Raw genomic sequence first — 25,667 nt, 5'->3', positions numbered from 1 at the left:
TAAAAGGCTCTATTCTATGATTTTAACCACCCTCAGTTGTTGAGTGGTAAAAAATAGTATTTTTTGCATTTATACCTTCACATACCCTTCTGCCGTAGAGCCTGTCATTACTGTGACTTTCATTTCAGCACTAATCTGACACTGAAAAGTTCGGTAGTTGAAGCTATTTGTCGAGAAATTGAACTACAATCAGGTTATTTGAAAAACAAACGCCTTGAGACAATTTATTTTGGGGGAGGAACTCCCTCCTTGCTCAATATGAATGAGTTATATGATATTTTTGAGACTATTCGGAAATATTATACTTACGCCGAAGATATTGAGATTACGATGGAGGCAAACCCTGACGATATCACTCGTGACCGACTGGCAATTTTACAAAGGTTCGGAATTAATCGTTTAAGTATTGGTATTCAGTCTTTTAATGATAATCACTTAAAGTATCTGAATCGGATTCATTCTTCCGAGCACGCTGAAAGTTCAGTTAAATTAGCCCAAGATATGGGTTTCGAAAATATCACGATTGATTTGATTTATGGAATTCATCCATTATTGACACTTCCTAAAAAAGAACAAAAAAATAATAAAGTATATGAGAGTGGAGTGCATCAAATTTGGCATGAAGATTTAGCTAAAGCGATTTCATTAAATGTACCTCATATTTCTTCCTATTGTTTGACGATTGAAGAAAAAACTGTTTTCGGGAAATGGCTACAGATTAATAAAATTCCGCCCATTGATGAAGAATTTGCTTCTCAACAATTCGATATTTTGGTGAAAACACTAGCAGATGCGGGGTATGAACAATATGAAATATCAAATTTTTGTAGAGATAACCAATATTCTCGCCATAATACTTCTTATTGGAAACGTCATGAATATTTAGGAATCGGACCATCGGCTCATTCCTTTAATGGAGAAACTCGACAATTCAATGTTTCGAATAATTCTGCCTACATTAAATCTCTTTTATTAGGTCAAGTTCCAGCCGATTTTGAAATTCTAAGCCCCGAAGATAAAGTCAATGATTATATTATGACCGGTCTGCGTACGAAGTGGGGTTGTGATGTTTTAGAAATCGAAAAGCTAGTTGGTAAAAAGTGGATTACCACAAACCAAGAAATATTAAATCAAAATCTGCGACAAGGTTTCATAGAAGTTGATAGTCAAATAATTACGCTTACTCAAAGAGGAAAACTATTCGCAGATAAAATTGCGGGCGATTTATTTTTGATTTAAAAAAATAATTGTAGATTTGATTAAGTCTATTATTTTTCTTTCAACGTTTGAACCTAAAAAAAAATGAAAATCGTAAATTTAATCATCACTTACCTTGTTGGTTTAGTATTTTTTGTATTTGGTATTGAGCACTTTGTGCACTTACTACCGAAACCTGAAATGACGGGCGATGCTGCTACTTGGGCTGGAATTCTCATGTCAAGTGGTTACATGACTGTTGTGAAGATTTTAGAAATTGCTTTTGGAGCGATGCTTCTAGCTAATTTTAAGCGTCCACTAGCTTGGTTACTTCTACTGCCGATAGTGGTTAATATTGCATTGTTTGAAGTATTTATTGCGAAAACACCGGGAATTGGAATTGCACTACTGCTAATGAATTCCTACATGGTTTATAGCAATAGAGAAACGTATAAAGGGTTGATTTGAAATCCTATCAAAAAAGCCATTCATTCGAATGGCTTTTTTTGAAATAATAATCTTATTTACTGCTTTTCAGAGAATGGGATTATCAGTTTCTCTCCACGAGCAGCATAATTTTTAGTCTTTTTATTGGCTTGCATAATAAGCGTTTGAGAAACACCATATTTATTACTTACTACTCTGATAATATCGCCAGGGCCAACAGTATGAACGGCTTTAATTCTTACTTTAAGCTTCGTTACACCTACTTTAATACCATTTTCGTCAATACCTGGATTTAGAGCCTTCAGCGTTTCTTTTTTCATATTGTAGCGGTTGGCAATACCAAAAAATGTTTCTCCATCTCCAACGGTATGAGTGTAGGTTTCGCCGCCAGATGGAATAACAACTTTTGTTTTTTCTTCTTTTACTTTCTCCTCTTTAACCGCTTTTTCTTCTTTCTTTAGCTCTTCTTTTTTAGGTTCTTCTTTGGTTGCTGAAGCCTCATCTTTATTGCCTGTTTTTGCTAAAGATACTTCAGGAAGAGCCTCTGCTGTTGAGCTACTTATAGGTGTTTCTTCTTCAATCGTTTTCTCTTCTTCTGGTTGCTTTTTAATCGCGTTGGCAACGGTATCAGCAGGAACTGCTGTGAGGTCTTCATTGCCATTAGTATCATCAGACATGTACTTCCAACCAATATATAGTAAAGCAAAAATAATACCCACAAGTACTAACAACACTGCCATTGGTAGATTGCGAGTTGCTTCTTTCGGACGTTCATTACGTTGTTCTCGATTTTCACGGTCTTCAAACTGCATGGGAAATGGGAATTTTAAATTTATAAATAGGAAAACAAGTATCTTTTATTGCTCAATAGGTCAATTAAACAAAAGTAAGATTTTATAAGTAAGAATACAATACAACTTGATAATCAAACAGTTATTTGACTATTAGTGTTTTAGTTAGTGCTTACATAATTTCTAAAACTTAGCTTTTCTTTAATTCTTCATTCATCTCTTCTACTAAATCCTTCAATCCTTCGCTATATGCTCTTAATTTTTTGGCTATTTCTTCATCGCTTGCTCCTAAGATTTGAGCAGCTAATATACCCGCATTTTTAGCACCATTGAGAGATACCGTAGCTACTGGTACACCTGCTGGCATTTGTAAAATTGAAAGAATTGAATCCCAGCCATCAATTGAATTACTTGATTTAATCGGAACTCCAATTACGGGAAGGGTAGTGCTTGATGAAACCATTCCAGGTAAATGTGCTGCTCCACCTGCTCCTGCAATAATTACTTTTAAGCCACGGCGTCGAGCTGAGTGAGCATAATCAAGCATTTTTTGTGGTGTACGGTGTGCGGAAACTACCTCTTTTTCGTATGGTATTCCAAACTGTTCTAACATTTCTACTGCTCCCGACATCACTTTCCAGTCTGAGAGGCTACCCATGATGATTCCAACCATTTTATTGAATGTATAATTAATAATGCAAAATGTACAATGTGTTTCGTTTACTTTCAAAAGAGTTACTTCTGGAAAGTTCATCGAATAAAAGGATACAGCGTTCAGCTAATTCTCTTTATTCATTTTACATTATTCATTTCTTGATATTACCTTTAGTTTTTCTTTTACAAAATTGACCTTTTCTTTTAATTTATCAAAATTTTGGTCTATAATCGTGATATGCCCCATTTTTCTGAAAGGTTTGGTTAATTTCTTACCATACAAGAAAGGGTGTACACCTTCAATCGCCAGAATATCATTCATCCCCTCATAAACGGCCTCACCAGAATAACCATCTTCTCCCAAAAGATTAACCATTGCAGCTTTCGAATGTGCAATTGTACTACCCAAAGGCAAGTCAAAAATAGCTCTCAGGTGTTGCTCATATTGTGAAACATCATTTGCTCTGATACTTTGATGACCGCTATTGTGTGGGCGTGGTGCTACTTCGTTTATCAATATTTGCCCATCTTTTGTTAAAAACATCTCAACAGCTAACAATCCTACAACCCCAAACGCTTCTGCCGTGCGAATAGCTACATCCTCAGCTTGTTTTTCAATTTCGGCATTGATTTCGGCTGGTGCAAATAGGTATTCAACCAAATTTGCTTCAGGATGAAAAACCATTTCAACTACGGGAAAAGTCTTACATTCGCCACTTGGATTCCGTGCTACGATTACAGCCAATTCTTTTTCAAAATCAACCATTTTCTCTAATACGCTGGGCTGGTCGAATGCTTTAGCAAAATCAGCTTCCGTACGAATGACTTGAACACCTTTGCCATCATAGCCTCCAGTACCAAGTTTGTGGACGGCCGGAAGAAAATCCTTGTAATTGCTTACATCGGCACGGTCGTTAGTAAGAATAAAATCAGCGGTTGGAAGATTATTTTCTTTATAAAATTGCTTTTGTATTCTTTTATCTTGAATGAGTCGAAGAACAGAAGGTTGTGGATAAACCAATTTTCCTTGATTTTGTAAAGCTTCCAGTGCTTCGATACTCACATTTTCAATTTCGATAGTGATGATATCACAATCTTGACCAAAAGCCATCACTGTATCGAAATCTTTCAATGAGCCATTTACAAACTCGTGTGCAATAAATTTGCAAGGAGCGTCTGGGTCTGGGTCGAGCGATTTTATAGTGAAGTCGAAGTCGATGGCAGCCTGAATAATCATTCTGCCTAATTGGCCACCGCCAAGAATTCCAAGTTTCTGAGTGTTATTGAATTGCACGAATGGAAATTTTTTGTGCAAAGATAAGCATGGTACTATCGAAAAACAATCTTAATGTGTATGATTGAACTCATTTCCACAATGAGGGCACTTAATGCTGGGTTTTTGTCGCCTTATTTGTTCCGCAAAACCCGAGGCCAATATACCTGTAGGTAAGGCAAAAAGAGCTACTCCAAGTATAGAAATAATGCCACCAATGATTTTGCCAATAGGAGTGATAGGTCGGTAATCGGCATCACCAACGGTTGTCATGGCATTCACACACCACCACATGGTTTCAGGAATACTCGAAAACTTTCTAGGTTGAGTTTCGTGTTCGAAGTAATAAAGAGTACTCGAAGAAATAATCAATACAAATATAATAAAAACAAAGCTCAAGATAAGTTCTTCTTGTTTTTCTTTAATTACTTTTTGAATAATTTTTAGGGCATGAAAATACTTACTAACCCTAAAAAGGCGAAGCATTCGAAGCAAACGAAGAATACGAATAAATCCAAGGTCTGTTAAGAAAAAACTAGCATAGAAAGGTAAAATAGATAACAAATCTACCAAACCCCAAGCCGAAAAAATAAATTTTATTCGTCCTTTTACTGGATGTGAAAAATGAGGGTCATCTACACATGACCATAATCGAAGGATGTATTCAATGGTAAAAACAACGACCGAAAATACTTCAAAATCTACTAATAAACTGTGGTATTTTTTATGAATACTTGGCACTGTATCAATGATAATCGCCACTGCATTAAGCGAAATGATGACCGTCAGAAATATGTTTATCCAAAAACTCAGGCCAAGTTTTTGATGCCACGTAATTTCGAGAATTCCGTGTATCTTTTTTCTTAAAGGAGCTTTTTTGGTCATTTAGGTTAGAACATATATTTCTTGTGGCAATTTAAGAAAAACAATATTTATTCTACAACCAAAAGTAAAAAAGAAGGTCAGTAAATATTTACCGACCTTCTTTTTATTTTAATTATTTATTTTGTTGTAAGCTTTACTTTCTTTTCTACATTCTTTTTCCATTGCTTTATCGCAGCATTTCATTTCTTTTTTTGCTGTTTCACGGCGTGCTTTTCGTCCGATTTTTTCGTTGTCGATGGCTAATACCACAGTGGCAGAAGATACTACCAATACTAATGTGACAATTAAATTTTTCATGATAAAATATTTTACAATACAGAGTTGAATACTGTACTCCAAATATTATACCATTAATTTTAATTGATAGATAAAGTATGCGTTATCTCAGCAGAAGCTCTGAATTGAGCAGTAGCCGAACAATACTTTTCCATAGAAAGCTGAATAGCTCTTTCTACTTTACCTTGGTCGAGTTGACCTTTTAAAGCAAAGTGAATATTTATCTTACGGAATGGACTCATTTCAGTTCCTTCAATCTTTACGCGTTCCCCATCAACCGTAATTCTGAAATCCTCAATTACTTGACGTTGTTTTTTCAGAATCAAAATTACATCAATGGCCGTACAGCCACCTAATCCCATCAAAAGCATTTCCATTGGACGTGCTCCTAAATTATGACCACCAATATCAACATTGGCATCCATATGGTTGATAGTACCAGCTACTCCAACAGCTTCAAAATGGAATGCGTCATCTACTCTTACAAGTTCTACTTTCATCTGCTTAGCTCTATAAGTTTCTTTATTACAAAGGTAATATTTTTCTAACGCTTAGACTAATCTGAAAGTTTCCTGATACTTTTTAAATAAATGCTTTAATATTAGAAATATACAATTATTTGATACTAAAAATAGATATTTAATATTATACGTATTTTTTAATTAAATGATAAAAAATATGTGAAAATGATAAAAAATGAAACCTATTTTTTCTATAACTAACAAAAAATATTGTATTATTCTAATAATTAAAATTACTATTAAAAGATTGCGTGCCAAATATTATTTTGTGATATATGTTTTTTGCAAAATAATTTTGAAAATACTTGACAAGTATCAGATTTTTATATTATGTTTGTATCATAAAACAACAAAATCATGAGAAATAGTATAGATAAAGAAACTTACACATGGACATTTAAGGTTTTTGCACTACTAGGAAGCCTAATATTGTTAGTAAATTTATTCCTGTATTTTTCTACTGAGCCAATGCATGCAGTAGCTTTCAAGTTTGCAAGTTCGGCCCTTTGCTTGTTGTTGGCAGTGGGTGTGTGGCTTCGTTTAGAATATTTAAAAGTTTTCAAGTTAGCTACTTATAAAGCTCGTAGAGTGCCTATGTGGGCTTCAATCTTTGTATTTGTTGTAACTGCTTTTACAAGATTTTTCTAAGATATTTCCCTTAAACCAAATATAAATTTTGAAGGAGCGATGTGTCATGCACATCGCTTTTTTTATGCAATATTGTCAATGGGTTTGACAAAAATTAGATATTTTCTGCCTTTTTGTCTTGAAAAATTAATTGTTTTTAATGTTATTCTGTCAATATTTCCGAAAATTAAAATCTGCATACTTTTTGATGAATAGAGTATTGTAAAAAAATAAATTAATAAACACAACTTATTCAGCATTAAAAGCCTTAAAAATAAAGAGCTATGAATTTTAATCAATATACAATTAAGGCCCAAGAGGTGATTCAGAAAGCATCTGAAATTGCTATGGGAAGCGGCCAACAGGCCATAGAAACAGGTCATATTTTAAAAGCTATTCTTGAGGAAGATGCAAATACTGCAACCTTTTTACTAAAAAAGGTTGATGCAAAAAAAGAAAACATACAACCTAAGCTCGAAAATATTGTTGCTGCTTACCCAAAAGTTTCAGGAAATAATAATGGGCAAGTTTATTTGAGCAATGATACCGCACAGGCATTTAGCCGTGCATCCAATTTAATGAAAGAATTGGGTGATGAATATGTAAGTGTCGAGACTTTACTTTTGAGTTTGGTTGGAGGAAAAGACTCGGTTGCGAGTTTATTGAAGGAGAATAATTTGAATGAAAAAAACTTAAAAGGAGCTATTAAAGAATTAAGAGGAAATAACACTGTGAAAGAACAAAACGCTGAAAATACTTATCAAGCCCTTTCTCGTTACAGCAAAAATCTAAATGATTTAGCACGAAAAGGCAAAATTGACCCCGTAATCGGACGTGATGATGAAATTCGTAGGGTTCTACAAATTCTTTCTCGCCGTACTAAAAATAACCCAATACTTTTGGGAGAACCTGGAGTTGGTAAAACTGCCATTGTTGAAGGTTTAGCCCAAAGAATTGTTTCTGGAGATGTTCCAGAAAACTTAAAAACTAAAACCATCGTGTCGCTTGACATGGGTTTGTTGATTGCAGGTGCAAAATATAAAGGAGAATTTGAAGAACGCTTAAAGGCAGTTATCAAAGAGGTAACTGATTCAAACGGCGAAATGATTTTGTTTATTGATGAAATTCATACGCTAGTAGGAGCAGGAGCAGGAGGAGATGGAGCGATGGATGCGGCAAATTTATTGAAACCGGCACTTTCTCGTGGAGAATTGCATACAATTGGTGCAACTACCTTAAACGAATACCAAAAATATATTGAGAAAGATAAAGCTCTTGAGCGTCGTTTCCAATCGGTAGTAGTTGATGAACCAAATGTGCAAGATGCCATTTCAATCTTACGTGGAATCAAAGAAAAATATGAGCTTCATCACGGCGTACGTATTCAAGATGATGCAGTAATTGCCGCAGTTGAGTTATCAGATAGATACATTTCTGATAGATTTTTACCTGATAAAGCTATCGACTTAATGGACGAGGCCGCTTCAAAATTACGTTTGGAGATGGATTCTGTTCCAGAAGAATTAGATGAATTAAATCGTCGAATCATGCAACTTGAAATTGAAAGAGAAGCGATTCGACGTGAGAATAATCGTGAAAAAGAAGCGGTTCTAAATAAAGATATTGCGGAATTAAGTGAAAAACGCAATGATTTAAAATCGAAGTGGGAAAATGAAAAAGGTTCATTGAATGAATTACGCTCTTTAAAAGAACAAATTGAACAATTAAAAATTGAAGCTGAACAAGCTGAACGTTCTGGCGATTACGGTAAAGTAGCTGAAATTCGTTACGGAAAATTAATAGAAGCCAATAATCGCTTGAATGAAATTCAATCGGCTAATAATGAACAGCCAGCGAATTTATTGAACGAAGAAGTAACTGCTGAGAATATTGCCGAAGTCGTTGCTCGTTGGACGGGTGTTCCAGTTACAAAGATGCTTCAAAGTGAGCGTGAAAAGCTTTTACACCTTGAAGATGAATTACGAAGGAGAGTAGCTGGTCAAGAAGAAGCCATTGAGTTGGTTGCAGATGCCGTTCGACGTTCTCGTGCAGGTATGCAAGACCCTAAGAAACCAATCGGAAGTTTCTTGTTCTTAGGAAGTACGGGTGTTGGAAAGACCGAATTAGCCAAAGCCTTAGCTGAATATCTATTTAATGATGATTCTGCCATGGTTAGGATTGATATGAGTGAATATCAAGAACGCCACGCAGTAAGCCGTTTGGTTGGAGCACCTCCAGGATATGTTGGCTACGATGAGGGTGGCCAGTTGACAGAGGCTGTTAGAAGAAAACCTTATAGTGTGATTTTATTAGATGAGATTGAAAAAGCTCATCCAGATGTATGGAATATTTTGTTGCAGGTTCTTGACGAAGGTCGTTTGACAGATAATAAGGGTCGTACGGCAAACTTTAAAAATACCATCATCATCATGACCTCAAATATTGGTAGCCATTTTATTCAAGAAAAATATCTTGAGTCAAAAGGGGATGAAAAAGGTTGGCAGTTATTCTACAAAGAAGAAGCTAAAAATGAAGTAATGAACTTGCTTAAGGCTTCCGTAAGACCAGAGTTTTTAAATCGTATTGATGAAATTGTATTGTTCGACCCATTAACTAAAAATAATATCCGTCGAATTGTTCAAATTCAGTTCAAACAAATTCAAAGCCGTTTGGCAGAGCAAGGAATTACACTTGAAGCAAGTGATGCCGTATTAGATAAATTAGGAGAAGAAGGTTACGATATCACTTTTGGAGCAAGACCACTCAAAAGAGTACTTCAACGTAGAGTTTTGAATGAATTATCGAAACAAATTTTATCGGGTAAAGTGCTCAAAGATTCAGTAGTAATGATGGAAGTAGATAATGCCGGTGAGATTGTTTTTGAAAATATATCTTCAGTAGAAGAAGTAATATAAGTAAGTAAATAGGGTAAATTTAGATTAGGTTTAGTTAGGTTTAGAACTCCTGTGAGATGATTTTCTTGCAGGAGTTTTTTTTACATTTATGTAAAGTCCATTTTACTACTATTTCAATATATCTTTATAAACAGGTAGAAGTTGTTCTTGTGTCATTCCTGCTTTTGTTCGTGAATCATACAGTATTTTTATATAATCTTTATCGACATCAGTATAGTCGGTTGGATTATACTCAAGGTCAATGGTATCCCACATAATCGAACGTTTGGTTGGTACGTGCGAAAAACCTATGGCATGTCCAATTTCATGACGGGTAATTAATCTACGGTCGAGTTGAGGAAATACATGTGTAACCCAGACTACAACTTTTTCAAGTTCATTTTTAGAATTTACCGACATAAAAGCCGTTCCTCCAACTTGCAGTTCTCCCTGTAGGCTAAGTTTGTATTTTGATTCAAACTCAGTATCTCTACCAGAGAAAATCTTAATATTAGCCTTCGATTCATCAGTGGTTTTAATGAATTTACATGATTGTGTATATTGATTGATTTGATTAAATACACTGTCTGAAATTGCTACTAAAGAGCTTGTTCCTGCACCCTCATTGTCAAACCAGTAATAGACTTCAGATTGAGACCATTTTTGAATTTTACCTCTACTACCGCCTAGGCCAGCACTTTTGAAAGTATTAAACACAAACTGTCCATCGATGGTGCTTGGCTGCCACGCTGTATCAGCAGGCGATGGCGTTTCGCTTTTACTACACGATAGAGCAAATAATAATACGATGGCACTTAGGATACGTGAATACATAAATTAAATATTTTAGTAAATGTACAAACGAAGAAAAAAGATAAAATCATTTACAAATAATTAAATTTTATTAATGACAAGTAAAGTTTTATTCGTCTTTAGGTAAAATATTTTCCCAGAGTTTACCATAATCAAATTCATCTTTTGGCCACATATCCGAATTATGGGCTTTAGTAATCATTAATTTTCCATTTTGAAGTATTTTTTTTGTTTTTAGTACCCTAGCCAATTTTTCATGAGCATCGATTTGTGCTTGGCTAAAATGATTTTTGGTAAATGAGTTATTCAAACGTTCAAGTATTTTTGTCTCATCAAACTCAATCGGTTGGTCGCTACCAATAATCATGAAGCCATCAATTTCGTAGATAAATGGAAATACTTCTGCAAAACCATTTCTTATTCGCCCAGTAGCTCCCCAAGTAATGGCCATTCCTCCTTTTTTTAGCCTTGATTTAAGTAATTTAAAATACTCAATTGAGTAAAGGTTTCCTGAATAAGATGATTTCGGACGCAGGGCATCTGCTTCTAAAATATCATATAGTTTTGGATTTTGGTGTAAATAATATCGACCATCTTGCAGAATGAGTTTTACTCTTTTATCATTCATAATTCGCAAGGCCGAACTATCTTTTGAACGTTTGACGTATTCTCGAACAGCATCAGGTTGGTTGACAATTACTTCAAAACAATCGAGGGTTTGGGTCTCTGGTCTGCCACCTGCATTATATAGTGTACATGCCGAACCAAGGCCGACAATCCCAATATCTACTGGGCTTGGATGAATTAATGAAGGTACAGCACCCAATGTAAAGTGGGTGATATCTTTATGAAATGGAAACATACTTTGCCCTAAGCCATTGATATACACATAAGATTCATCACTCAAGGTTTTAATGAATGAAAGAGCGGTTTCATCTTCTTTTACAATAAATCTCTTTGCATCAGACATGCCACTAAAATTCATCCAAAATTTTTCATTATCAGGAATCAATATAATTGTCATGATTAAGACAAGGCCCATCATAAGCCTCACAAAAACAGAATAAAATTGGTTGCGATGAATAGCCAAAACATAAACCAAACCAATTAAGCTGATTAATTTGATTGTTAGGGCAGTTCCAAGGTGGTTAAAGCCAATAAGCGTAACAAACCAAGCTCCAATTGTAGAACCTACGATATTGACAAATTGTAACCAACCCACTTTACGGCCTACCTCATCAAATTTATCTTGAATAATAGTTTGTGAGATTGTAAAACTAAATCCCATGATGAATGTAGGAACTGCCATCAAAAAAAATGGAATAACAAACATTGTTGAAATGGCAATTTTGGCAGCAAAGGAGGTCTCATAACTCTGGAAATACTCAAATAAATAAGCAAATATTGATTTCTCGCTAATAACAGTATGTAATAATAGTATTGAGCCCGCCGAATATAAATAGAGTAGATATTGCGAGTTTAAGAAAAGTTTTAGCCTATTTGTTTTGATTTTTTTGGCTAATCTCACTCCCACATAAGTGCCAATTGCCATCATGGCAAGATAAATAGTGAGTATGATTGAAAATGTCAATGCAATTGATTTCATCATGGTTTCAATCATTCTAAACCAAATGATTTCAAAGCAAATAGCCATAAATCCAGAAGCTGTATATTGGAGAATCCAATAACTGAAGTTTCTATTCCAAGAAAATACTCCTTCTGAAGAGTTTTTTTGTACTTCAACTTCTGCTTTTTGAGGTGAAGTCGTTTGAAAATAATAGATAATTCCAGCAGTTATTGCACATAAGAAATTGAAACTTGCTCCTAAACGAACCGCATTTTCAAAGCCGATAACTCTTATTAATATAAATGTTGTGATAAAAGTGCCCGCTGCGGCTCCAAGAGTATTGGTAAAATACAATAAACTGATGTAATGGGCCTGATTTTCGGCGTTTTTTTGCTCAAATGCTTTTGATAATAATGGAAGTGATAACCCCATTAGGAAAGTGGGGAAGAGCAAAATAAGGAATAATGTTAGATAGGTTTGAAAGGTAGAACCTCCATACAAAATATTTCCTTGGTAGAGCCAATCATAAATAATTGATTTACTGATGAGTGCAAAAGTGCCAATACCTAATTCCGCCAATACAAAAAACAAAATGGGTTGGTTTTTTTTTGCATTATCTGCTATTTGTCCGCCAGCTAAATACCCAAGACCTAAGCCAGCCATAAATGCGGATACAATTAAACTGATACTCACAGAACTAATTCCAGTGTAGAAAACTAGCCATCTTTGCCAAATTACTTGGTATATAAGTGCGGCAAAGCCTGAGAAAAAAAAGATAAATAGTAATGCTATAGAACGGTATTTTTGAGTGTTGGAAGTGTTTGTCATGGTTAGGTTAGTAAATTATTGTAAGTATACATGTTCGGAATATGCTTAATCTTTCCATTTAATATTACAGCCCATACTCGGATACTGTATTTCAGAAATCATTTGATTAGACAAAATTGCCTCTAAAGCACCTCTGAGGTCTTGTCCGGTTACTGGTTTGGGATGCTCTACTCTTGGACGAGACTCATCCAATCTACCACGGTAACGTAATTTTTGATTACCATCAAAAATATAAAAATCAGGTGTACAAGCTGCATCGTATGCTTTGGCTACTTCTTGGCTTTCATCATACAAGTATGGAAAAGTAAAGCCATTCTCTGATGCAAATATTTTCATGGCTTCGGGGCCATCTTGTGGATATTTCAAGACATCATTTGAGCTAATAGCAATAAATTTTACGCCTTTGGGTTGAAAATCATGGGCCATTCTTACAATTTCACCTTTTACGTGGATTACATAAGGACAATGATTGCAAATAAACATTACCACCGTCGCTTTATCAGAAAATAAATCAACTGATGATAGTATTTGACCAGAAATAGTATCAATTAAACGAAAATCAGGAGCAGTTGTCCCGATGGGTAACATATTCGACTCGGTAAGTGCCATAATTGTTCTTTTTTCAATCAATTTGCAATTTAACTAAATTTTAATGGATTAGAGTAGGGGATTTTTACAAATAATTTGTCATGTCATATATGAAATGCAACCTTTTAGCGTTTTCATGCATCTACCAAAAAAAGGATAGTTTATGAAAAATCAATCAAAGCTCCGCTTTTTAACCTTAGCAGGTATTTTTGCTTTAATCTCGCTAAGTCTTTCGAGTTGTTTTTATAGTGGCTATAGTTATTATCGACCTCGCTACTATTCGAGACCGTACTACAGTTATAGGTCATATCCACCGCCGCCACCTAGACGTTATTATTATGACAACCATAGAAATTATAGATATGATAATAGAAATCGTGGATATAGAAACGATAGAGATTCAAGGGGACATGGGCGTAGATATTAAACCATAAAAAATACCCCTCAGTTTTTGCTGAGGGGTATTTTTTATGGTTTTGGGCTTGAATTAAAGCCAATGAAAATCATATTTCACATTTTTATATTCCTTCAATTCCATAGTAGCTCCACCAACATAAAAATCAACTTCTATTTTTACTGGAACTCGGTTTTTATCATCCGAAACCCAAATTCGAATGGCATCTTCTCCTTCAAACATTTTATTTGGAGGTAAAATTGGATTGAGTTTGATTACATTTATTTTTCCATATTTTGTTCTAATCACTCCTTTGCCATTGTATTTTACTTTCATATTATAAATCTCGTCATCAAAAAACATATTTGATGCAAGGGTTTCACCCACTTTCACTTTTGAAAAATCAATTGTACGTAAAAAATAATAGGCTGATACCACATCATGAATATTATCAGGAAGTTTAAAGTTTTTACGCTCTTTATTTTGTTCTCTGATGGCCGCATTTGATATATGGTCGAAAACAATGGTCTGTTCTTTTCGGTAATTATTTTCGTGTAAATCCATTAAGAATTTTTGTGGAAGAATTGCCGCTGTATCTAAATAAGAACGATAAGTGTTTCTGATATGAAAGAGGTCGGTTAGTCCTGTTGTTCGGCCAAAAATATTTATTCGATAACATGGCCGATTATTTACTGAATAAATTTGTGGACTTACATCTACAGTAGCTTCGCCAATGCTTAAAAAACCATACTTTACTTTGTATTCAAAATACTCGCCTGCCTTGAATGCATGATTAGGCATATAGCGGTAGCTATCACTCACTGCAAAAGAGCAAGTAAGAATGATTAAATTGAAAAATAAGATTTTTTTGAGGAAACCCATTGTAAATGAATACTTGAAATAATTTCTTATCTAGAAAACAATACTACTCGGATATTTATTTTTGAGGTATATTAAATAATTGTTAAAGTCGTTTTTAAAGCTATTAACAAATTCATCTTTAAACTGGTTCTGTTTGCTTTGGTAGGTCAGGTATCCAATAAAATACGCATTATTAGGCAAATTATTGTCATTTAGTAGCCATTTCTTCTTATTTATCAGACTTTTCTCAAACTCACCAGCAAGTAATGTATCTGTCGAATTGATAATCTCTGTAATTAAATCTTTTTTCTGACGCTTCTTTTCCTGAATTGTCATTTTCTGAGACATATTTTTATATAGGCTATCAAGTTTCTTAGCTCCTCTCAATAAATGCTGGCTATATGCATCATTGTATTTTTTTGAGAATTGATAGCGTTTAAGTTCTTTTGAATCTTTGCCATATTTACTCTCAAGAAATCGGATTGCCCCATAATCACCTACGAAATCGGCTAAGTTTTCATTGAACTCTAAATTGTTTTTTACAAAAAGTGTACCATGGGTTAGCTCATGGATAATGAGTGCAGCAAGCCTACCTTCTGATTTTTCTAACATCGAACTCAGAATGGGGTCTTTTAAATACCCTAAGGTACTCCAAGCAGATACTTCATTGAGTTGGGTATCATAACCTTGTCTCTTTAGCTCATCAAGTTCATCGTCAGCGATTGACTTTTCAAAATGTCCTTTGTAGCTGAAAGTCCCAATAATAGGGAAATGCCATTTTCTTGCTTTTAGTTCGAAGGCTTCTGAAGCAGTGATTACCCACAAAATCGGCTTTTGTTGTTGGTCATAAAATGTTGTATAATTTTCGGAAGGATTCAACCCTAGCGAATCAACAGCAAACTTTTTTATTTCTTGAATTAGTTGAATTCTACTTTTTAGTGAGTCGGGAAAAGTTTTATCGGCTAAAACTTCTTCAACTGGCCGAGTATTTAAAATTATTTTCACTTGCCCTTTTGCCTGTCGATAAGCGTAAACTGTCGAGTCAAAATTGAAGATAATAAATACGAACAAGAGTATAAGTAATCCGATGAAAGTAAATTTTAAAGCTTTCAAGATTTTTTTCATCATATTCGTAGTTTTAAGAAGTGAACTTGTTTAGGATTAACTTTTATATTTAATTTTTCGTAAAAAACGAACTGAGAATGCCAATAAATTTAAAGCCACCCAGTTAATTGCTTTCGTTTCAAACCTGACAAGTAATGCTTTGAAACTATCCATCCAAGCATTAGCGTGCTCAATGAGTACTCGTCGTTTGTATAACTCTTCATCAAAATGCTGATATTCAGTAGATTGATTTTCTATTTTGTTATTTCGAGAATTAACATCAATATTGGCTTCAATTTCTTTATTTTTACAAATTTGACGAAATTCTTTGCTATCGAATCCAGCATCAGCATTTAGAAAAAGGCCTCTGAGATTAATTCCTGCTTTTATGAGCATTTGACACAGTTCTTCAAAGAGTTCCTGAATATTATAAAGGTCGTTGTGTTTTCCTTCTTGTGGGCTGGCACATGCCAACATTTGTCCCTGATTATCAGCTAAAAAGAGCAAATTAGTTGTTTTTGATGCTTTTCGACCTTGATACCCAACAGCTTCACCTCCACGTTTGGCAAGTGTATGACTACCATCAAGTTGGATACAAGATAAGTCTAAATATGAATAGTTTGATGCTAAAATATTTATCCAAACTTTTGTCCAAGAGCCGTCCTTGACCCATTCATTAAAGTGATAATAGACTCCTTGCCATGTTAAAACCTTATTATTAAAAAATTGCTTTACTGGCAGTTGACGCCATTGACAACCTGTTTTCAAACGATATAAAATTGCTGAAACAATAGCTGTCAACTGTTCTATTTCACACTCTTTTCCACGTAAACCAATACTTAAATTTGGTAATATATATTGTTCAATCGTATTTTTACTCAAGATTTCCACTGTAGGTCTTTTTGATGATTCGCACCACAAAATTCAACCTATTTTGGGAATCTTTTTATAATACTAAACAACCTCGAAGTGTATAAAACAAAAAAATCCTAAACTTTTCAATTTAGGATTTTCAGAGCCCCCAGCCGGGATCAAACCAGCGACCTACTGATTACAAGTCAGTTGCTCTATCAGCTGAGCTATGGAGGCATTATTTTTACAAATTTTTGAAAAGTATTTTGTGAACTTTAGAGCCCCCAGCCGGGATCAAACCAGCGACCTACTGATTACAAGTCAGTTGCTCTATCAGCTGAGCTATGGAGGCAATTACTTTAACATTTTTGGCTTTTGAGGCCGTTATTTTGTTATCGTGGTGCAAAATTAGTCTGATATACTTAATTAAGCAAGTATTTTTTGAAATTTTTCTTAATATTTTTTCTGTTTACTTCTAACTAATTGGAAGTCAGTAATTTAAAAAAATAGAGAACTTTTTCAAGCTCTCTATTTTTCTGTATTATTCGCCAGCGGCAATAATAATCTTTAATTTTTGTTTGAGTTCGTTCAACTCTTTTTCTGCCCCTTTAATTTTGGTTTCGTATTCAGCACGAACCGAAGATGCATTTTTTGAACGAGCGAAAAACTCAATATTATTTTGCCACAAATGAATATCATCTTCGATGGTTTTCATTTTACGACGGATGTCATTCTCTTTTTTGTCTAATTCTTTAGAACCACCTTTTTCTCCTTTAGTTACTACTTCAACTTCGTTTTGTAGAACCATTTTTTCTTTCTCTGCTCCGCTGATTCCACTGCTACCTTTTACAAATGAGTTGATAGCATCTACAAAACGGCGTTGGGTGCTTTGCATGTCTTTGCGAGGTACAAAACCAATAGCATTGTATTGAGCTTTAAACTCTGCAAGTTTTGAAAGTTGCGTATCTCCACTTTTCGCTAAGGCTTCAATTTCTTCACAAATCGCAATTTTTTGCTTTAAATTTTCTTCATATTCCGCTTCAATTGCATTGCCTTTGGCACGCTTTCCATCAAAGAAAGTATCACAAGCTTTTTTGAAACGCTCGTAAATTTTATCTTTCATTTTTTCAGGAACGTGGCCAATCGTTTTCCATGTTTTTTGTAGTTCAACTACCTTATCTGTAAATGCAGCAGAATAATCACCTGATGCGACTAAAGCCTCTACTTGTTCGCAAAGGATAGTTTTTGCTTTTAAGTTTTCTTCTCTTTGTGCTTCTAATTTCGCAAAGAAATCACCTTTGTTACGGAAGAAAGTTTTCAACTGACCCCAAAATTCACGACTTATTTCCTTGCCTTTATCTTTAGGCATCGCACCTTTGATGGCATTCCATTGGTCTTGAATAGCCATTACTTCTTTAGTTTTGGCGTTCCACTCGTTAATGCTATCGGTGTTGAACTGAATATAAGGCTTGAGGTTTTCTACTAAGCGAGCTTTGGCCGCATAAATTTCATCTTGTAATTGATTTGCTTGGGCAGTCTGCTCACGACGTTTGTTATGAATAATATCAAAAGCGGCTTTCAGGCGTTGCCAAAGTTCTTCTTGTGCTTCGCGTGCTGCAGGGCCAATGTGCTTATATTCTTCAAGTAAATCATTCGCCTGGCGGAGGGTTGAGTTTGAAAGGCCTTCTCCACCAATTGATTGAGCAATTGCTTCAATTTTAGAAACGATATCAGCTTTTGCGTTGAAATTTTTCTTGCGATCTAGGTCTTTTAATTCGTTTTGGATATGACGAATACTAAAATATCTATCAACTAAAGCGTTGTATGCAGACCATAAACTGGTATTATGCGGTGAATTTACATTTCCGGCATTTTTCCAATCTTCCTGAATTTTCTTAAATTCTTGCCAGTTACTTTTTGTACCACCTTTTTCTTCTTCATCAACCACTTCGCGTAAACGTTGAAGTAATTGAGTTTTACGTTCGAAATAATCTTCTTTCAAACGCTCGATTTTTTGGAAGAAAGCATTTTTGGTATCTCTGATTTGTGCATTGAGGGATTCGAAGCGAACAATATAATTATCGTTTTTGTATTCAAATCCTTCATTGTTACCATTATCTGCAATATATTTTTTTAATGCTTCTACTTTTTCTTTTGCTTTGAGGTCATCAAAAATTGGCTTGATTTCACGCATTACTACATCTGCGTTTTTTACATCAGAAACGCTTACGGTATCAGCTTTAATTGAGGCCAAAAGTTTTTCGGCAAGTTCAACAAAATCTTTTTTAGTGAAGTTGCTATAATCGACATCTTCAGCAATAGAAACTTCTTCATCAATTGGTTCGATGGAAGCTATGTTATCATTACTATCAACTACTTCTTGTGCAGTAATTGGTTCGATAGTAGTTGGGGTTTCTTCTATTGTATTTACCACTTCGCTTGCTACGTTATTCTCTGTAGTTTCTTCAACTACTTCATTTTGAACTGTATTAGCTGCTTCTTCAACCTTCACTTCGGTTGCAATTTCGATTGTGTCTTTTTGCTCGTTCATATTATCTTTGGCTGTTTCCTCAATTTTTATTTTATCTACATTTTCAGTAGATTGCTCTACATTTGCAGAAGATAATTCTTCGTCAATTGTAGTATCCGCGGCGTTTTCTGTTAAGTCCAATTCTTTATTGGTCATTTCTAAATGTTCTGAAAAGTTCTCATTAGATTTGCAAATGTAATAAGAATTGTTTTAGGTTTTAAAAACTTCTTTATCCTTATACTGTTATATACGAAAAAAAATATAAAAACGTTGCAAATCAAATGAATAAAACACATATAGCCGCTTTAAGGCAATCTTACACACGAAACGAACTGTTAGAGGAAAATGTTTTAACAAATCCATACGAGCAATTTGGTAAATGGTTTGAAGAAGCATTGAATGCTCAAATTTTAGAGCCTAATGCCATGACCTTATCGACCATTTCGGGAGGTAGAGCACACGGTAGAGTTGTATTATTAAAAGGCTTTGACCAAAATGGATTTACATTTTATACTAATTATAGAAGTAACAAGGGAAATCAAATAGCAGAAGTACCTTTTGTGTCTCTTACATTTCTTTGGGGAGAACTTGAGCGACAAGTTAGAATTGAAGGAAGTATAGAAAAAGTAAGTGAAGCAGAATCAGATGCTTACTTTCATTCACGGCCGAGGGGTAGCCAAATAGGTGCTTGGGTATCTGATCAAAGTTCGGTTATTACTAGCAGAGAAGTTTTAGAAAACCGTTTAGCTGAACTGGAAACTAAGTTTAAAGATTTAGAAGTAATTCCAAGACCAGCTCATTGGGGCGGTTATTGTGTCATTCCTGAAAGGATTGAATTTTGGCAAGGAAGAGCCAATCGTTTACATGATAGGATTTTATTTACGAAAGATGCTGAGAACTGGAAAATCGAACGACTTTCACCATAGTTTTCAACAATGATTAACTTTAGTGAAAGATATTTTAATATAGTTTTGATTAAAAAATATTCATATCTTTCACTAAATTTCAACCTAACTATAAACAAACATCAACCTATTCAACTATGCGTTACGACTTCATTATAATTGGAGCTGGTTCTGCTGGCTGTGTTTTAGCTAACCGACTTTCAGAAAATCCTTCGAATAAGGTATTATTAATCGAAGCTGGGGGGCCAGATAAGAAAATGGAAATACATATTCCAGCGGGCTACGCAAAATTATTTAAAACAGAAGTTGATTGGGGTTTTAGCACAGAGCCACAAGAGCATGTATTAGGGCGAAGAATATATCTACCACGTGGCAAAACACTGGGTGGTAGTAGCTCGACCAATGCTATGGCTTATGTTAGAGGTAATAAAGAAGATTATAATGATTGGGCAAAACTTGGTAATAAGGGATGGAGTTATGAAGATGTACTGCCTTATTTTATAAAATCCGAGCATAACGAACAAATTTCAAACGAATATCATGGCCAGGGTGGTTTACTGAATGTAACATTTGCCAACAGATTTGATACCCCTTTTTCTGATGCTTTCGTTGAAGCTTGTGATGAAAGTGGAATCAAGAGAAATAATGACTACAATGGTGCTGAACAGGCAGGTGCAAGCCGATTACAATTTACAATCAAAAATGCCAAACGATATAGTGCTGCCAGTGCTTTTTTAAAGCCAGTGAAATATCGTAAAAATTTAACTGTACAAACAAATTGTCCAGTGAAGAAAATCTTAATTGAAAATGACAAAGCAGTAGGAGTAGAGTATTTTACTTCAAAACATACCACTGAAAAGGCGTTTGTCAATAAAGAAGTAATTTTGTCTGCGGGTGCATTTGCTTCTCCTCAAATCCTGATGCTTTCTGGAGTGGGTGAAGCTGATGAATTGAAAAAAAGTAATATTGAATGCAAGAAAAATTTAGCAGGTGTAGGAAAAAACCTTCAAGACCATCTTTTTTCCGGAGTTAGTGCAATTTCAAAACAACAGTTAGGACAAAATCATCATCTAACGCCATTAAACCAATTAATAGGTTTGGGTAAATATATTATTTCCAAAAAGGGAGTGTTTACAATAAGTCCATTGGAATCTGCTGCTTTTTGGATGACCGATGACAGTCCTGAGCGTGTGAATTATCAATTTCATTTTGCTTCTTTACAATTAGGCGATGACTATAATTATGATTTTTATGATTTGAATACATTTCCACACATTGATGGTTTTTCGATACTACCTACTTTATTACGTCCTGAAAGTAGAGGATATGTAAAGCTAAACAATGAGGATTTGTATGGAGCACCTATCATACAACCTAATTTTTTATCAGAAGAACAAGACCAAGTTACATTACTTAAAGCAGCAAAGAAAGCCATTGAAGTAATTCAAGCACCAGCCTTTGATGTTTACCGTAAAAAAATGATTACACCTCCAGATGTAAGTTCAGATGACTCAATTATGCTTCACTTAAAAAAACAACTTGAAACAGTTTATCACCCTGTTGGTACTTGTAAGATGGGTAATGATGAAATGGCAGTTGTTGATGATGAATTAAGGGTGCGTGGCATTGAGGGTTTGAGGGTTATTGATGCCTCGATTATGCCTACCATCGTTTCTGGAAATACAAATGCACCTGTATATATGATTGCAGAGAAGGGAGCGGATATGATATTAGGGTGATTTTAAATTAACTACATTAAAAAACGGAGTATCAAACAATGATACTCCGCTGCATACTTTAACTGTAATTTATCTACTCTAATCAATTTAAAAAAATTTAACTTTTTTATTCTTTTGACTACTAATTACCTATTTAGTTGAAACTCCCTTATTGCCCTAAACTTTTAATAAATTTGGCTTCTTTCTTTAATTTTTAAGTCTTATTAAATCAAAGTAAAACGCTCTAAAGTGATAGAAAAAAATATTTTCTAAAAGTACGTGAAGGTTCACTTCACTTACAGATTTCTACTAAAGTTGTTGTTTATACAGTAAATCAAATGTTATAAATGGTTATTAGGAAAACATTTTTATTAATTGCACTTATCTCTAACTTTAGCTAAATATGTGCCAATTAGTAAGATTTATAAATAATTTTACCTAGCGGATACATTAAATGATTTCTGCTAGTATTTGTTATTATTTATAGAATTGTCTAATGATTCCTTATACCTAACAAACCCAATGCCATTAATTAAGAAAAAATAATAAAGTTATCAAATGGATGCGTTTGGGCAGGTATGGAGAAATGCCCAAAAAACATTACCTTTGCACAAAATTTCGGAAGCCGAAAAAGATTGATAATAACTTACAGCATATAAATGAAAATTTCGTACAATTGGTTAAAGGGCTTGATTGATATTCAGGAATCGGCCGAGGAAATTGGAAAATTACTAACCTCTACGGGTTTGGAAGTAGAAGGTATCGAAGAAATTGAGTCGATTAAGGGTGGTTTGAAAGGTTTTGTAGTAGGTGAGGTACTTACTTGCGAGCCTTTTATGGTAAAAGACAAGCAACTAAGCCTTACGACTGTGGGTATCGGTGCCGAAACCCCTTCAACTATCGTATGTGGTGCGTCAAATGTTAGAGCAGGACAAAAAGTAATTGTTGCTACACTTGGTACGACTATTTATTTTGCTGACGGGAAATCGTTTGTTATTGAAAAACGTAAGGTTTATGGTCATCCATCTGAAGGTATGATTTGTGCAGAAGATGAACTCGGCATAGGAAACTCGCATGAGGGAATTATGGTCTTGGATACTAATTTACCCAATGGTACTCCAGCGATTGAGTACTTCAAATCTGTTGGAAAATCATTTGAATCTGATTATCAAATTGAAATTGGTCTTACACCAAACCGTGCTGATGCTGCTTCCCATTTAGGTGTTGCACGTGACCTCCGTGCGGTTTTAGGTCGTGAAATAAAAATGCCTTCAGTTGAAAATTTCAATCCAGTTTCACAGACAACTGATTTTGAGATTTCTATTGAAAATAATGAGGCTTGTCCACGTTTCTGTGGTCTAGAAATTAGAGGAGTGAAAGTACAAGAATCACCTTCTTGGCTTAAAAATGCTCTTTTGGCCATTGGTTTAAATCCAATTAATAATATTGTTGATATTACAAATTATATCTGCCATACACTTGGGCAGCCAATGCACGCTTTTGATGCCGATGAAGTAAAAGGTCATAAGATTGTAGTGAGAGTACCAGAAAAAGGTACAAAGTTTACAACCCTTGATGGGGTAGAACGTACACTTTCGGGCAACGACCTTATGGTTTGTAATGCTGAAGAACCAATGGCGATTGCTGGTGTTTTTGGTGGACAGAAGTCGGGAATCAAAAACGAAACACAAAATGTATTTTTAGAAGTAGCTTATTTTAATCCAGTTTGGGTTCGTCGTACTGCTACTTTCCACGGCTTAAAAACCGATGCTTCATTCCGTTATGAGCGTGGAACAGACCCAAATATGCCTCCTTATGCAATCCGTTTAGCGGCGGTATTGATTCAAGAAGTAGCGGGTGGAGAAATCCTTTCGGGTATGCAAGATGTTTACCCAAATCCGATTGGTAATTTTGAATTTACCGTTAAGCATAAAAATATTAATCGCTTGATAGGCAAGAATTTAGATGATAGATTGATTCGTAAAATCTTGAATAGCCTTGATATCGAGGTAGTAAGCGATAACGGTAACGAAATGCAAGTGAGTGTACCTCCTTACCGTGTAGATGTAACTCGTGAAGCCGATGTAATTGAGGAAATTTTACGTATTTACGGCTTTGATAATATTGAGCTTTCTGAAAATCTTCAAACAGATTTTTTATCGGCCTTTGCTGAAAAAGATGCCGATAAATTGCAATTTCGTTTGATTGATTTGTTGGCTGCCAATGGTTTCAATGAAATTCAAACGCTTTCAATTACTCGTCCATCTTACAATGAAGCCTTAACGGCTATTGCTAAAGGCGATGAGGTGAAATTGTTAAATCCTTTGAGTGAAGAACTTTCGGTTTTACGCCAAAGTCTATTACTTACTGGAATGGAGTCGGTTGCATATAATATCAATCGTCGTCAAAAAGATTTAAAATTATTTGAATTTGGTCGTAGCTATTTCAAGAAAGAAGATAAATACAAAGAAAACAAACATTTAGGCATTTGGATGACGGGGAATCGCCAAAATGAATCTTGGACAAGCCCTAATACACCACTTACTTTTCATGATTTGGCATTGGTTGTGCAGAAAGTATTAAAGGCCATGAAAGTAACGAAATTTGATACACAAGAAGCAGATTCGGCCGTATTTCAATATGGTTTAACATACCTTGTTAATAAGAAACCTATTGTAAGTTTAGGCTTAGTAAAACCTCAATTGGCAAAATTAGCAGATGTTAAACAGGCCGTTTTCTATGCCGATTTCGATTGGGAATACTTATTGAAACAATATTCAGGTAAAGTTGCTTTTGTTGAAATTCCTAAATTCCCAGAAGTACGCCGTGACCTTTCTTTAGTAATTGATGCCGAAGTGAAGTTTGAGCAGGTGATTGCCATTGCTAACAAAACCGAAAAAGCATTATTACAAAGTGTAAATGTTTTTGATGTCTATGCAGGTGAAAAACTTGGAGAGGGTAAAAAATCTTACTCAGTTAGTTTTACCTTAATTGATAAAGAGAAAACTTTGACAGATGAAGTGATTGACAAAACGATGCAAAGATTAATTACTGCCTACGAAAAAGAGTTAGGTGCAGTAATTAGAAAATAAAATTTTATAGTTGACTTTGAGATATTGGCTATTGAAGCTCATTTCAGAAGTTTAATAAAAAAATCGGACCCCTAAAGTCCGATTTTTTTTGTTTAATCTGATTGTGAATTCATGTACGAATTACCCTTTTTTGAAAAATAGGCTAATTTCTTAATTAAAAAATTGTGGCTATTTTCTGTTTCTCTCGTCCAACGTAAAAACTAAAATATTTTACAAATGAAAAAGAATGTATTACTGGCTATTTCGGTAGCTATGTTGAATGTTGGGGTTATGAATGAAAGTGTAGCCTATCATCTCAAAGTAAATTTTATTCAAGAAGAGACAACCACCCCTGAAATTTTACTGGATAAAGCCCTCGAAGCGGAAGTTACTGGAGATAAAAATGCCCTTTTCAGTGCATTGACCGCAAGTACGGCCGCCGTTGAAAAAGAGACTAAAGGATATACGGGTAATTTTAAAGATAAATTAATTGGGCAAGTTAGTGCTTTACAGAAATTGACTCCCTTGGTGAAGAGTGGTTTATTGAAAGGGGATATGCTTAAAAAAGTGGTTAATACCGTAAAAATGCTCTTAGCCGCAAAGAGGATTGAAAGTGCCTTAGGAGGTTCAAGTTTGCTTGGAAATACCAGTGGTCTAACCAAAAACTTAGGTTTAATGAAAACTGGTTTATCAGTTTTAGGAACAGATTCTCAAAAAAAATTAGGTGGATTTCTCAATACTGCAATTTCTGGTATTGCTACTCTTAGTAAAGGTGGAATGACCGCTAAAGTAGCAGAACCAGCAGTAAGGAATCAACTTGCTGGAATTTTAGATTTTGTCAAAGGAGCGATTTAAGCAGATGTTATACAAG

At 34.7% G+C, this 25,667-nt stretch carries 22 protein-coding genes and 2 tRNA genes; 9 read left to right on the top strand and 15 right to left on the bottom strand.

Features of this window, described 5'->3' with window-relative positions:
- Positions 1-63 precede the first annotated feature (63 nt).
- Both hemW and EMTOL_RS00730 read left to right on the top strand, forming a co-directional pair.
- On the top strand, positions 64-1,239 hold the full coding sequence (gene hemW, locus EMTOL_RS00735; protein ID WP_015027338.1) for a radical SAM family heme chaperone HemW: 1,176 nt from the start codon (positions 64-66) through the stop codon (positions 1,237-1,239).
- A gap of 63 nt (positions 1,240-1,302) precedes the next feature.
- The gene (locus tag EMTOL_RS00730; protein WP_015027337.1) at positions 1,303-1,665 is read left to right on the top strand and encodes a hypothetical protein; all 363 of its coding nucleotides are present in this window, start codon (positions 1,303-1,305) and stop codon (positions 1,663-1,665) included.
- Positions 1,666-1,721: 56 nt separating this feature from the next.
- Here the strand turns inward: EMTOL_RS00730 and EMTOL_RS00725 are convergent, their stop codons facing one another.
- From EMTOL_RS00725 to EMTOL_RS00700, 6 genes are all read right to left on the bottom strand, one after another.
- Positions 1,722-2,456 (bottom strand): LysM peptidoglycan-binding domain-containing protein, encoded by a 735-nt coding sequence (locus EMTOL_RS00725; RefSeq protein ID WP_015027336.1) that lies wholly within the window; start codon positions 2,454-2,456, stop codon positions 1,722-1,724.
- A gap of 169 nt (positions 2,457-2,625) precedes the next feature.
- A complete protein-coding gene (gene purE / locus EMTOL_RS00720; RefSeq protein ID WP_041693732.1) occupies positions 2,626-3,108 on the bottom strand; it encodes a 5-(carboxyamino)imidazole ribonucleotide mutase in 483 nt (160 codons plus the stop codon).
- A 129-nt stretch (positions 3,109-3,237) separates the two neighbouring features.
- Positions 3,238-4,383: a 5-(carboxyamino)imidazole ribonucleotide synthase gene (locus tag EMTOL_RS00715; RefSeq protein WP_015027334.1), complete on the bottom strand. Its 1,146-nt coding sequence runs from the start codon at positions 4,381-4,383 to the stop codon at positions 3,238-3,240.
- A gap of 51 nt (positions 4,384-4,434) precedes the next feature.
- Entirely contained in the window at positions 4,435-5,247 is an 813-nt protein-coding gene (locus EMTOL_RS00710) for an ion transporter (protein WP_015027333.1), read from the bottom strand.
- Between the two features lie 108 nt (positions 5,248-5,355).
- Complete coding sequence (locus EMTOL_RS00705) at positions 5,356-5,544, bottom strand: hypothetical protein (protein ID WP_041693351.1); 189 nt, start codon at positions 5,542-5,544, stop codon at positions 5,356-5,358.
- A gap of 59 nt (positions 5,545-5,603) precedes the next feature.
- Positions 5,604-6,023 (bottom strand): OsmC family protein, encoded by a 420-nt coding sequence (locus EMTOL_RS00700; protein WP_015027331.1) that lies wholly within the window; start codon positions 6,021-6,023, stop codon positions 5,604-5,606.
- Between the two features lie 378 nt (positions 6,024-6,401).
- On the opposite strand from EMTOL_RS00700, the gene EMTOL_RS00695 reads away from it, so the two are divergent.
- Positions 6,402-6,692 (top strand): hypothetical protein, encoded by a 291-nt coding sequence (locus EMTOL_RS00695; protein ID WP_015027330.1) that lies wholly within the window; start codon positions 6,402-6,404, stop codon positions 6,690-6,692.
- A 263-nt stretch (positions 6,693-6,955) separates the two neighbouring features.
- The gene (gene clpB / locus EMTOL_RS00690; protein WP_015027328.1) at positions 6,956-9,586 is read left to right on the top strand and encodes an ATP-dependent chaperone ClpB; all 2,631 of its coding nucleotides are present in this window, start codon (positions 6,956-6,958) and stop codon (positions 9,584-9,586) included.
- 108 nt (positions 9,587-9,694) lie between these two features.
- On the opposite strand, the gene EMTOL_RS00685 is transcribed toward clpB, so the two are convergent.
- The 3 genes from EMTOL_RS00685 to EMTOL_RS00675 form a co-directional block, all read right to left on the bottom strand.
- Positions 9,695-10,399 (bottom strand): matrixin family metalloprotease, encoded by a 705-nt coding sequence (locus tag EMTOL_RS00685; protein ID WP_015027327.1) that lies wholly within the window; start codon positions 10,397-10,399, stop codon positions 9,695-9,697.
- 88 nt (positions 10,400-10,487) lie between these two features.
- Positions 10,488-12,773, bottom strand: a complete 2,286-nt coding sequence (locus EMTOL_RS00680; RefSeq protein ID WP_015027326.1) for a fused MFS/spermidine synthase — start codon at positions 12,771-12,773, stop codon at positions 10,488-10,490.
- A gap of 45 nt (positions 12,774-12,818) precedes the next feature.
- Positions 12,819-13,382, bottom strand: a complete 564-nt coding sequence (locus tag EMTOL_RS00675; protein ID WP_041693350.1) for a thioredoxin family protein — start codon at positions 13,380-13,382, stop codon at positions 12,819-12,821.
- Positions 13,383-13,524: 142 nt separating this feature from the next.
- Between EMTOL_RS00675 and EMTOL_RS00670 the strand changes: the two genes are divergently transcribed.
- Positions 13,525-13,788, top strand: coding sequence for a hypothetical protein (locus EMTOL_RS00670; protein ID WP_015027324.1), 264 nt, complete (start codon positions 13,525-13,527; stop codon positions 13,786-13,788).
- A gap of 60 nt (positions 13,789-13,848) precedes the next feature.
- On the opposite strand, the gene EMTOL_RS00665 is transcribed toward EMTOL_RS00670, so the two are convergent.
- The 6 genes from EMTOL_RS00665 to EMTOL_RS00640 form a co-directional block, all read right to left on the bottom strand.
- Complete coding sequence (locus EMTOL_RS00665) at positions 13,849-14,637, bottom strand: DUF3108 domain-containing protein (protein WP_015027323.1); 789 nt, start codon at positions 14,635-14,637, stop codon at positions 13,849-13,851.
- A 30-nt stretch (positions 14,638-14,667) separates the two neighbouring features.
- Positions 14,668-15,741: an aminopeptidase gene (locus tag EMTOL_RS00660; RefSeq protein ID WP_015027322.1), complete on the bottom strand. Its 1,074-nt coding sequence runs from the start codon at positions 15,739-15,741 to the stop codon at positions 14,668-14,670.
- A 36-nt stretch (positions 15,742-15,777) separates the two neighbouring features.
- Positions 15,778-16,611, bottom strand: coding sequence for an IS5 family transposase (locus EMTOL_RS00655; protein WP_015027236.1), 834 nt, complete (start codon positions 16,609-16,611; stop codon positions 15,778-15,780).
- Between the two features lie 125 nt (positions 16,612-16,736).
- Positions 16,737-16,809, bottom strand: a tRNA-Thr gene (locus tag EMTOL_RS00650).
- A 42-nt stretch (positions 16,810-16,851) separates the two neighbouring features.
- Positions 16,852-16,924: transfer RNA gene (locus tag EMTOL_RS00645), tRNA-Thr, on the bottom strand.
- 189 nt (positions 16,925-17,113) lie between these two features.
- Positions 17,114-19,258 carry a DUF349 domain-containing protein gene (locus EMTOL_RS00640; RefSeq protein WP_015027321.1) on the bottom strand — a complete coding sequence of 715 codons (2,145 nt, stop codon included), beginning with the start codon at positions 19,256-19,258 and terminating at the stop codon, positions 17,114-17,116.
- A gap of 125 nt (positions 19,259-19,383) precedes the next feature.
- On the opposite strand from EMTOL_RS00640, the gene pdxH reads away from it, so the two are divergent.
- From pdxH to EMTOL_RS00620, 4 genes are all read left to right on the top strand, one after another.
- A complete protein-coding gene (gene pdxH, locus EMTOL_RS00635) occupies positions 19,384-20,028 on the top strand; it encodes a pyridoxamine 5'-phosphate oxidase (RefSeq protein ID WP_015027320.1) in 645 nt (214 codons plus the stop codon).
- 116 nt (positions 20,029-20,144) lie between these two features.
- Positions 20,145-21,746, top strand: a complete 1,602-nt coding sequence (locus EMTOL_RS00630; protein ID WP_015027319.1) for a GMC family oxidoreductase — start codon at positions 20,145-20,147, stop codon at positions 21,744-21,746.
- Positions 21,747-22,384: 638 nt separating this feature from the next.
- A complete protein-coding gene (gene pheT, locus EMTOL_RS00625) occupies positions 22,385-24,817 on the top strand; it encodes a phenylalanine--tRNA ligase subunit beta (RefSeq protein WP_015027318.1) in 2,433 nt (810 codons plus the stop codon).
- Positions 24,818-25,033: 216 nt separating this feature from the next.
- A complete protein-coding gene (locus tag EMTOL_RS00620) occupies positions 25,034-25,651 on the top strand; it encodes a hypothetical protein (protein WP_015027317.1) in 618 nt (205 codons plus the stop codon).
- Positions 25,652-25,667: the final 16 nt, after the last annotated feature.

The sequence above is a fragment of the Emticicia oligotrophica DSM 17448 genome, from assembly GCF_000263195.1.
GTDB classification, from domain to species: Bacteria; Bacteroidota; Bacteroidia; order Cytophagales; family Spirosomataceae; genus Emticicia; species Emticicia oligotrophica.
Note: the sequence above shows the minus strand (reverse complement) of the source record. Positions and strands in the feature narration are given on the sequence as shown.

Excerpts from the sequence above, each read along its gene's own strand:
- EMTOL_RS00620 (WP_015027317.1), top strand. The coding sequence starts at position 25,034 with ATGAAAAAGAATGTATTACTGGCTATTTCGGTAGCTATGTTGAATGTT.
- EMTOL_RS00660 (WP_015027322.1), bottom strand. The coding sequence starts at position 15,741 with ATGAAAAAAATCTTGAAAGCTTTAAAATTTACTTTCATCGGATTACTT.
- clpB (WP_015027328.1), top strand. The coding sequence starts at position 6,956 with ATGAATTTTAATCAATATACAATTAAGGCCCAAGAGGTGATTCAGAAA.
- EMTOL_RS00700 (WP_015027331.1), bottom strand. The coding sequence starts at position 6,023 with ATGAAAGTAGAACTTGTAAGAGTAGATGACGCATTCCATTTTGAAGCT.
- EMTOL_RS00710 (WP_015027333.1), bottom strand. The coding sequence starts at position 5,247 with ATGACCAAAAAAGCTCCTTTAAGAAAAAAGATACACGGAATTCTCGAA.
- EMTOL_RS00665 (WP_015027323.1), bottom strand. The coding sequence starts at position 14,637 with ATGGGTTTCCTCAAAAAAATCTTATTTTTCAATTTAATCATTCTTACT.
- EMTOL_RS00705 (WP_041693351.1), bottom strand. The coding sequence starts at position 5,544 with ATGAAAAATTTAATTGTCACATTAGTATTGGTAGTATCTTCTGCCACT.
- EMTOL_RS00675 (WP_041693350.1), bottom strand. The coding sequence starts at position 13,382 with ATGGCACTTACCGAGTCGAATATGTTACCCATCGGGACAACTGCTCCT.
- EMTOL_RS00730 (WP_015027337.1), top strand. The coding sequence starts at position 1,303 with ATGAAAATCGTAAATTTAATCATCACTTACCTTGTTGGTTTAGTATTT.
- EMTOL_RS00640 (WP_015027321.1), bottom strand. The coding sequence starts at position 19,258 with ATGACCAATAAAGAATTGGACTTAACAGAAAACGCCGCGGATACTACA.
- purE (WP_041693732.1), bottom strand. The coding sequence starts at position 3,108 with ATGGTTGGAATCATCATGGGTAGCCTCTCAGACTGGAAAGTGATGTCG.
- EMTOL_RS00725 (WP_015027336.1), bottom strand. The coding sequence starts at position 2,456 with ATGCAGTTTGAAGACCGTGAAAATCGAGAACAACGTAATGAACGTCCG.
- pdxH (WP_015027320.1), top strand. The coding sequence starts at position 19,384 with ATGAATAAAACACATATAGCCGCTTTAAGGCAATCTTACACACGAAAC.
- EMTOL_RS00695 (WP_015027330.1), top strand. The coding sequence starts at position 6,402 with ATGAGAAATAGTATAGATAAAGAAACTTACACATGGACATTTAAGGTT.
- EMTOL_RS00685 (WP_015027327.1), bottom strand. The coding sequence starts at position 10,399 with ATGTATTCACGTATCCTAAGTGCCATCGTATTATTATTTGCTCTATCG.
- EMTOL_RS00680 (WP_015027326.1), bottom strand. The coding sequence starts at position 12,773 with ATGACAAACACTTCCAACACTCAAAAATACCGTTCTATAGCATTACTA.
- pheT (WP_015027318.1), top strand. The coding sequence starts at position 22,385 with ATGAAAATTTCGTACAATTGGTTAAAGGGCTTGATTGATATTCAGGAA.
- EMTOL_RS00630 (WP_015027319.1), top strand. The coding sequence starts at position 20,145 with ATGCGTTACGACTTCATTATAATTGGAGCTGGTTCTGCTGGCTGTGTT.
- EMTOL_RS00670 (WP_015027324.1), top strand. The coding sequence starts at position 13,525 with ATGAAAAATCAATCAAAGCTCCGCTTTTTAACCTTAGCAGGTATTTTT.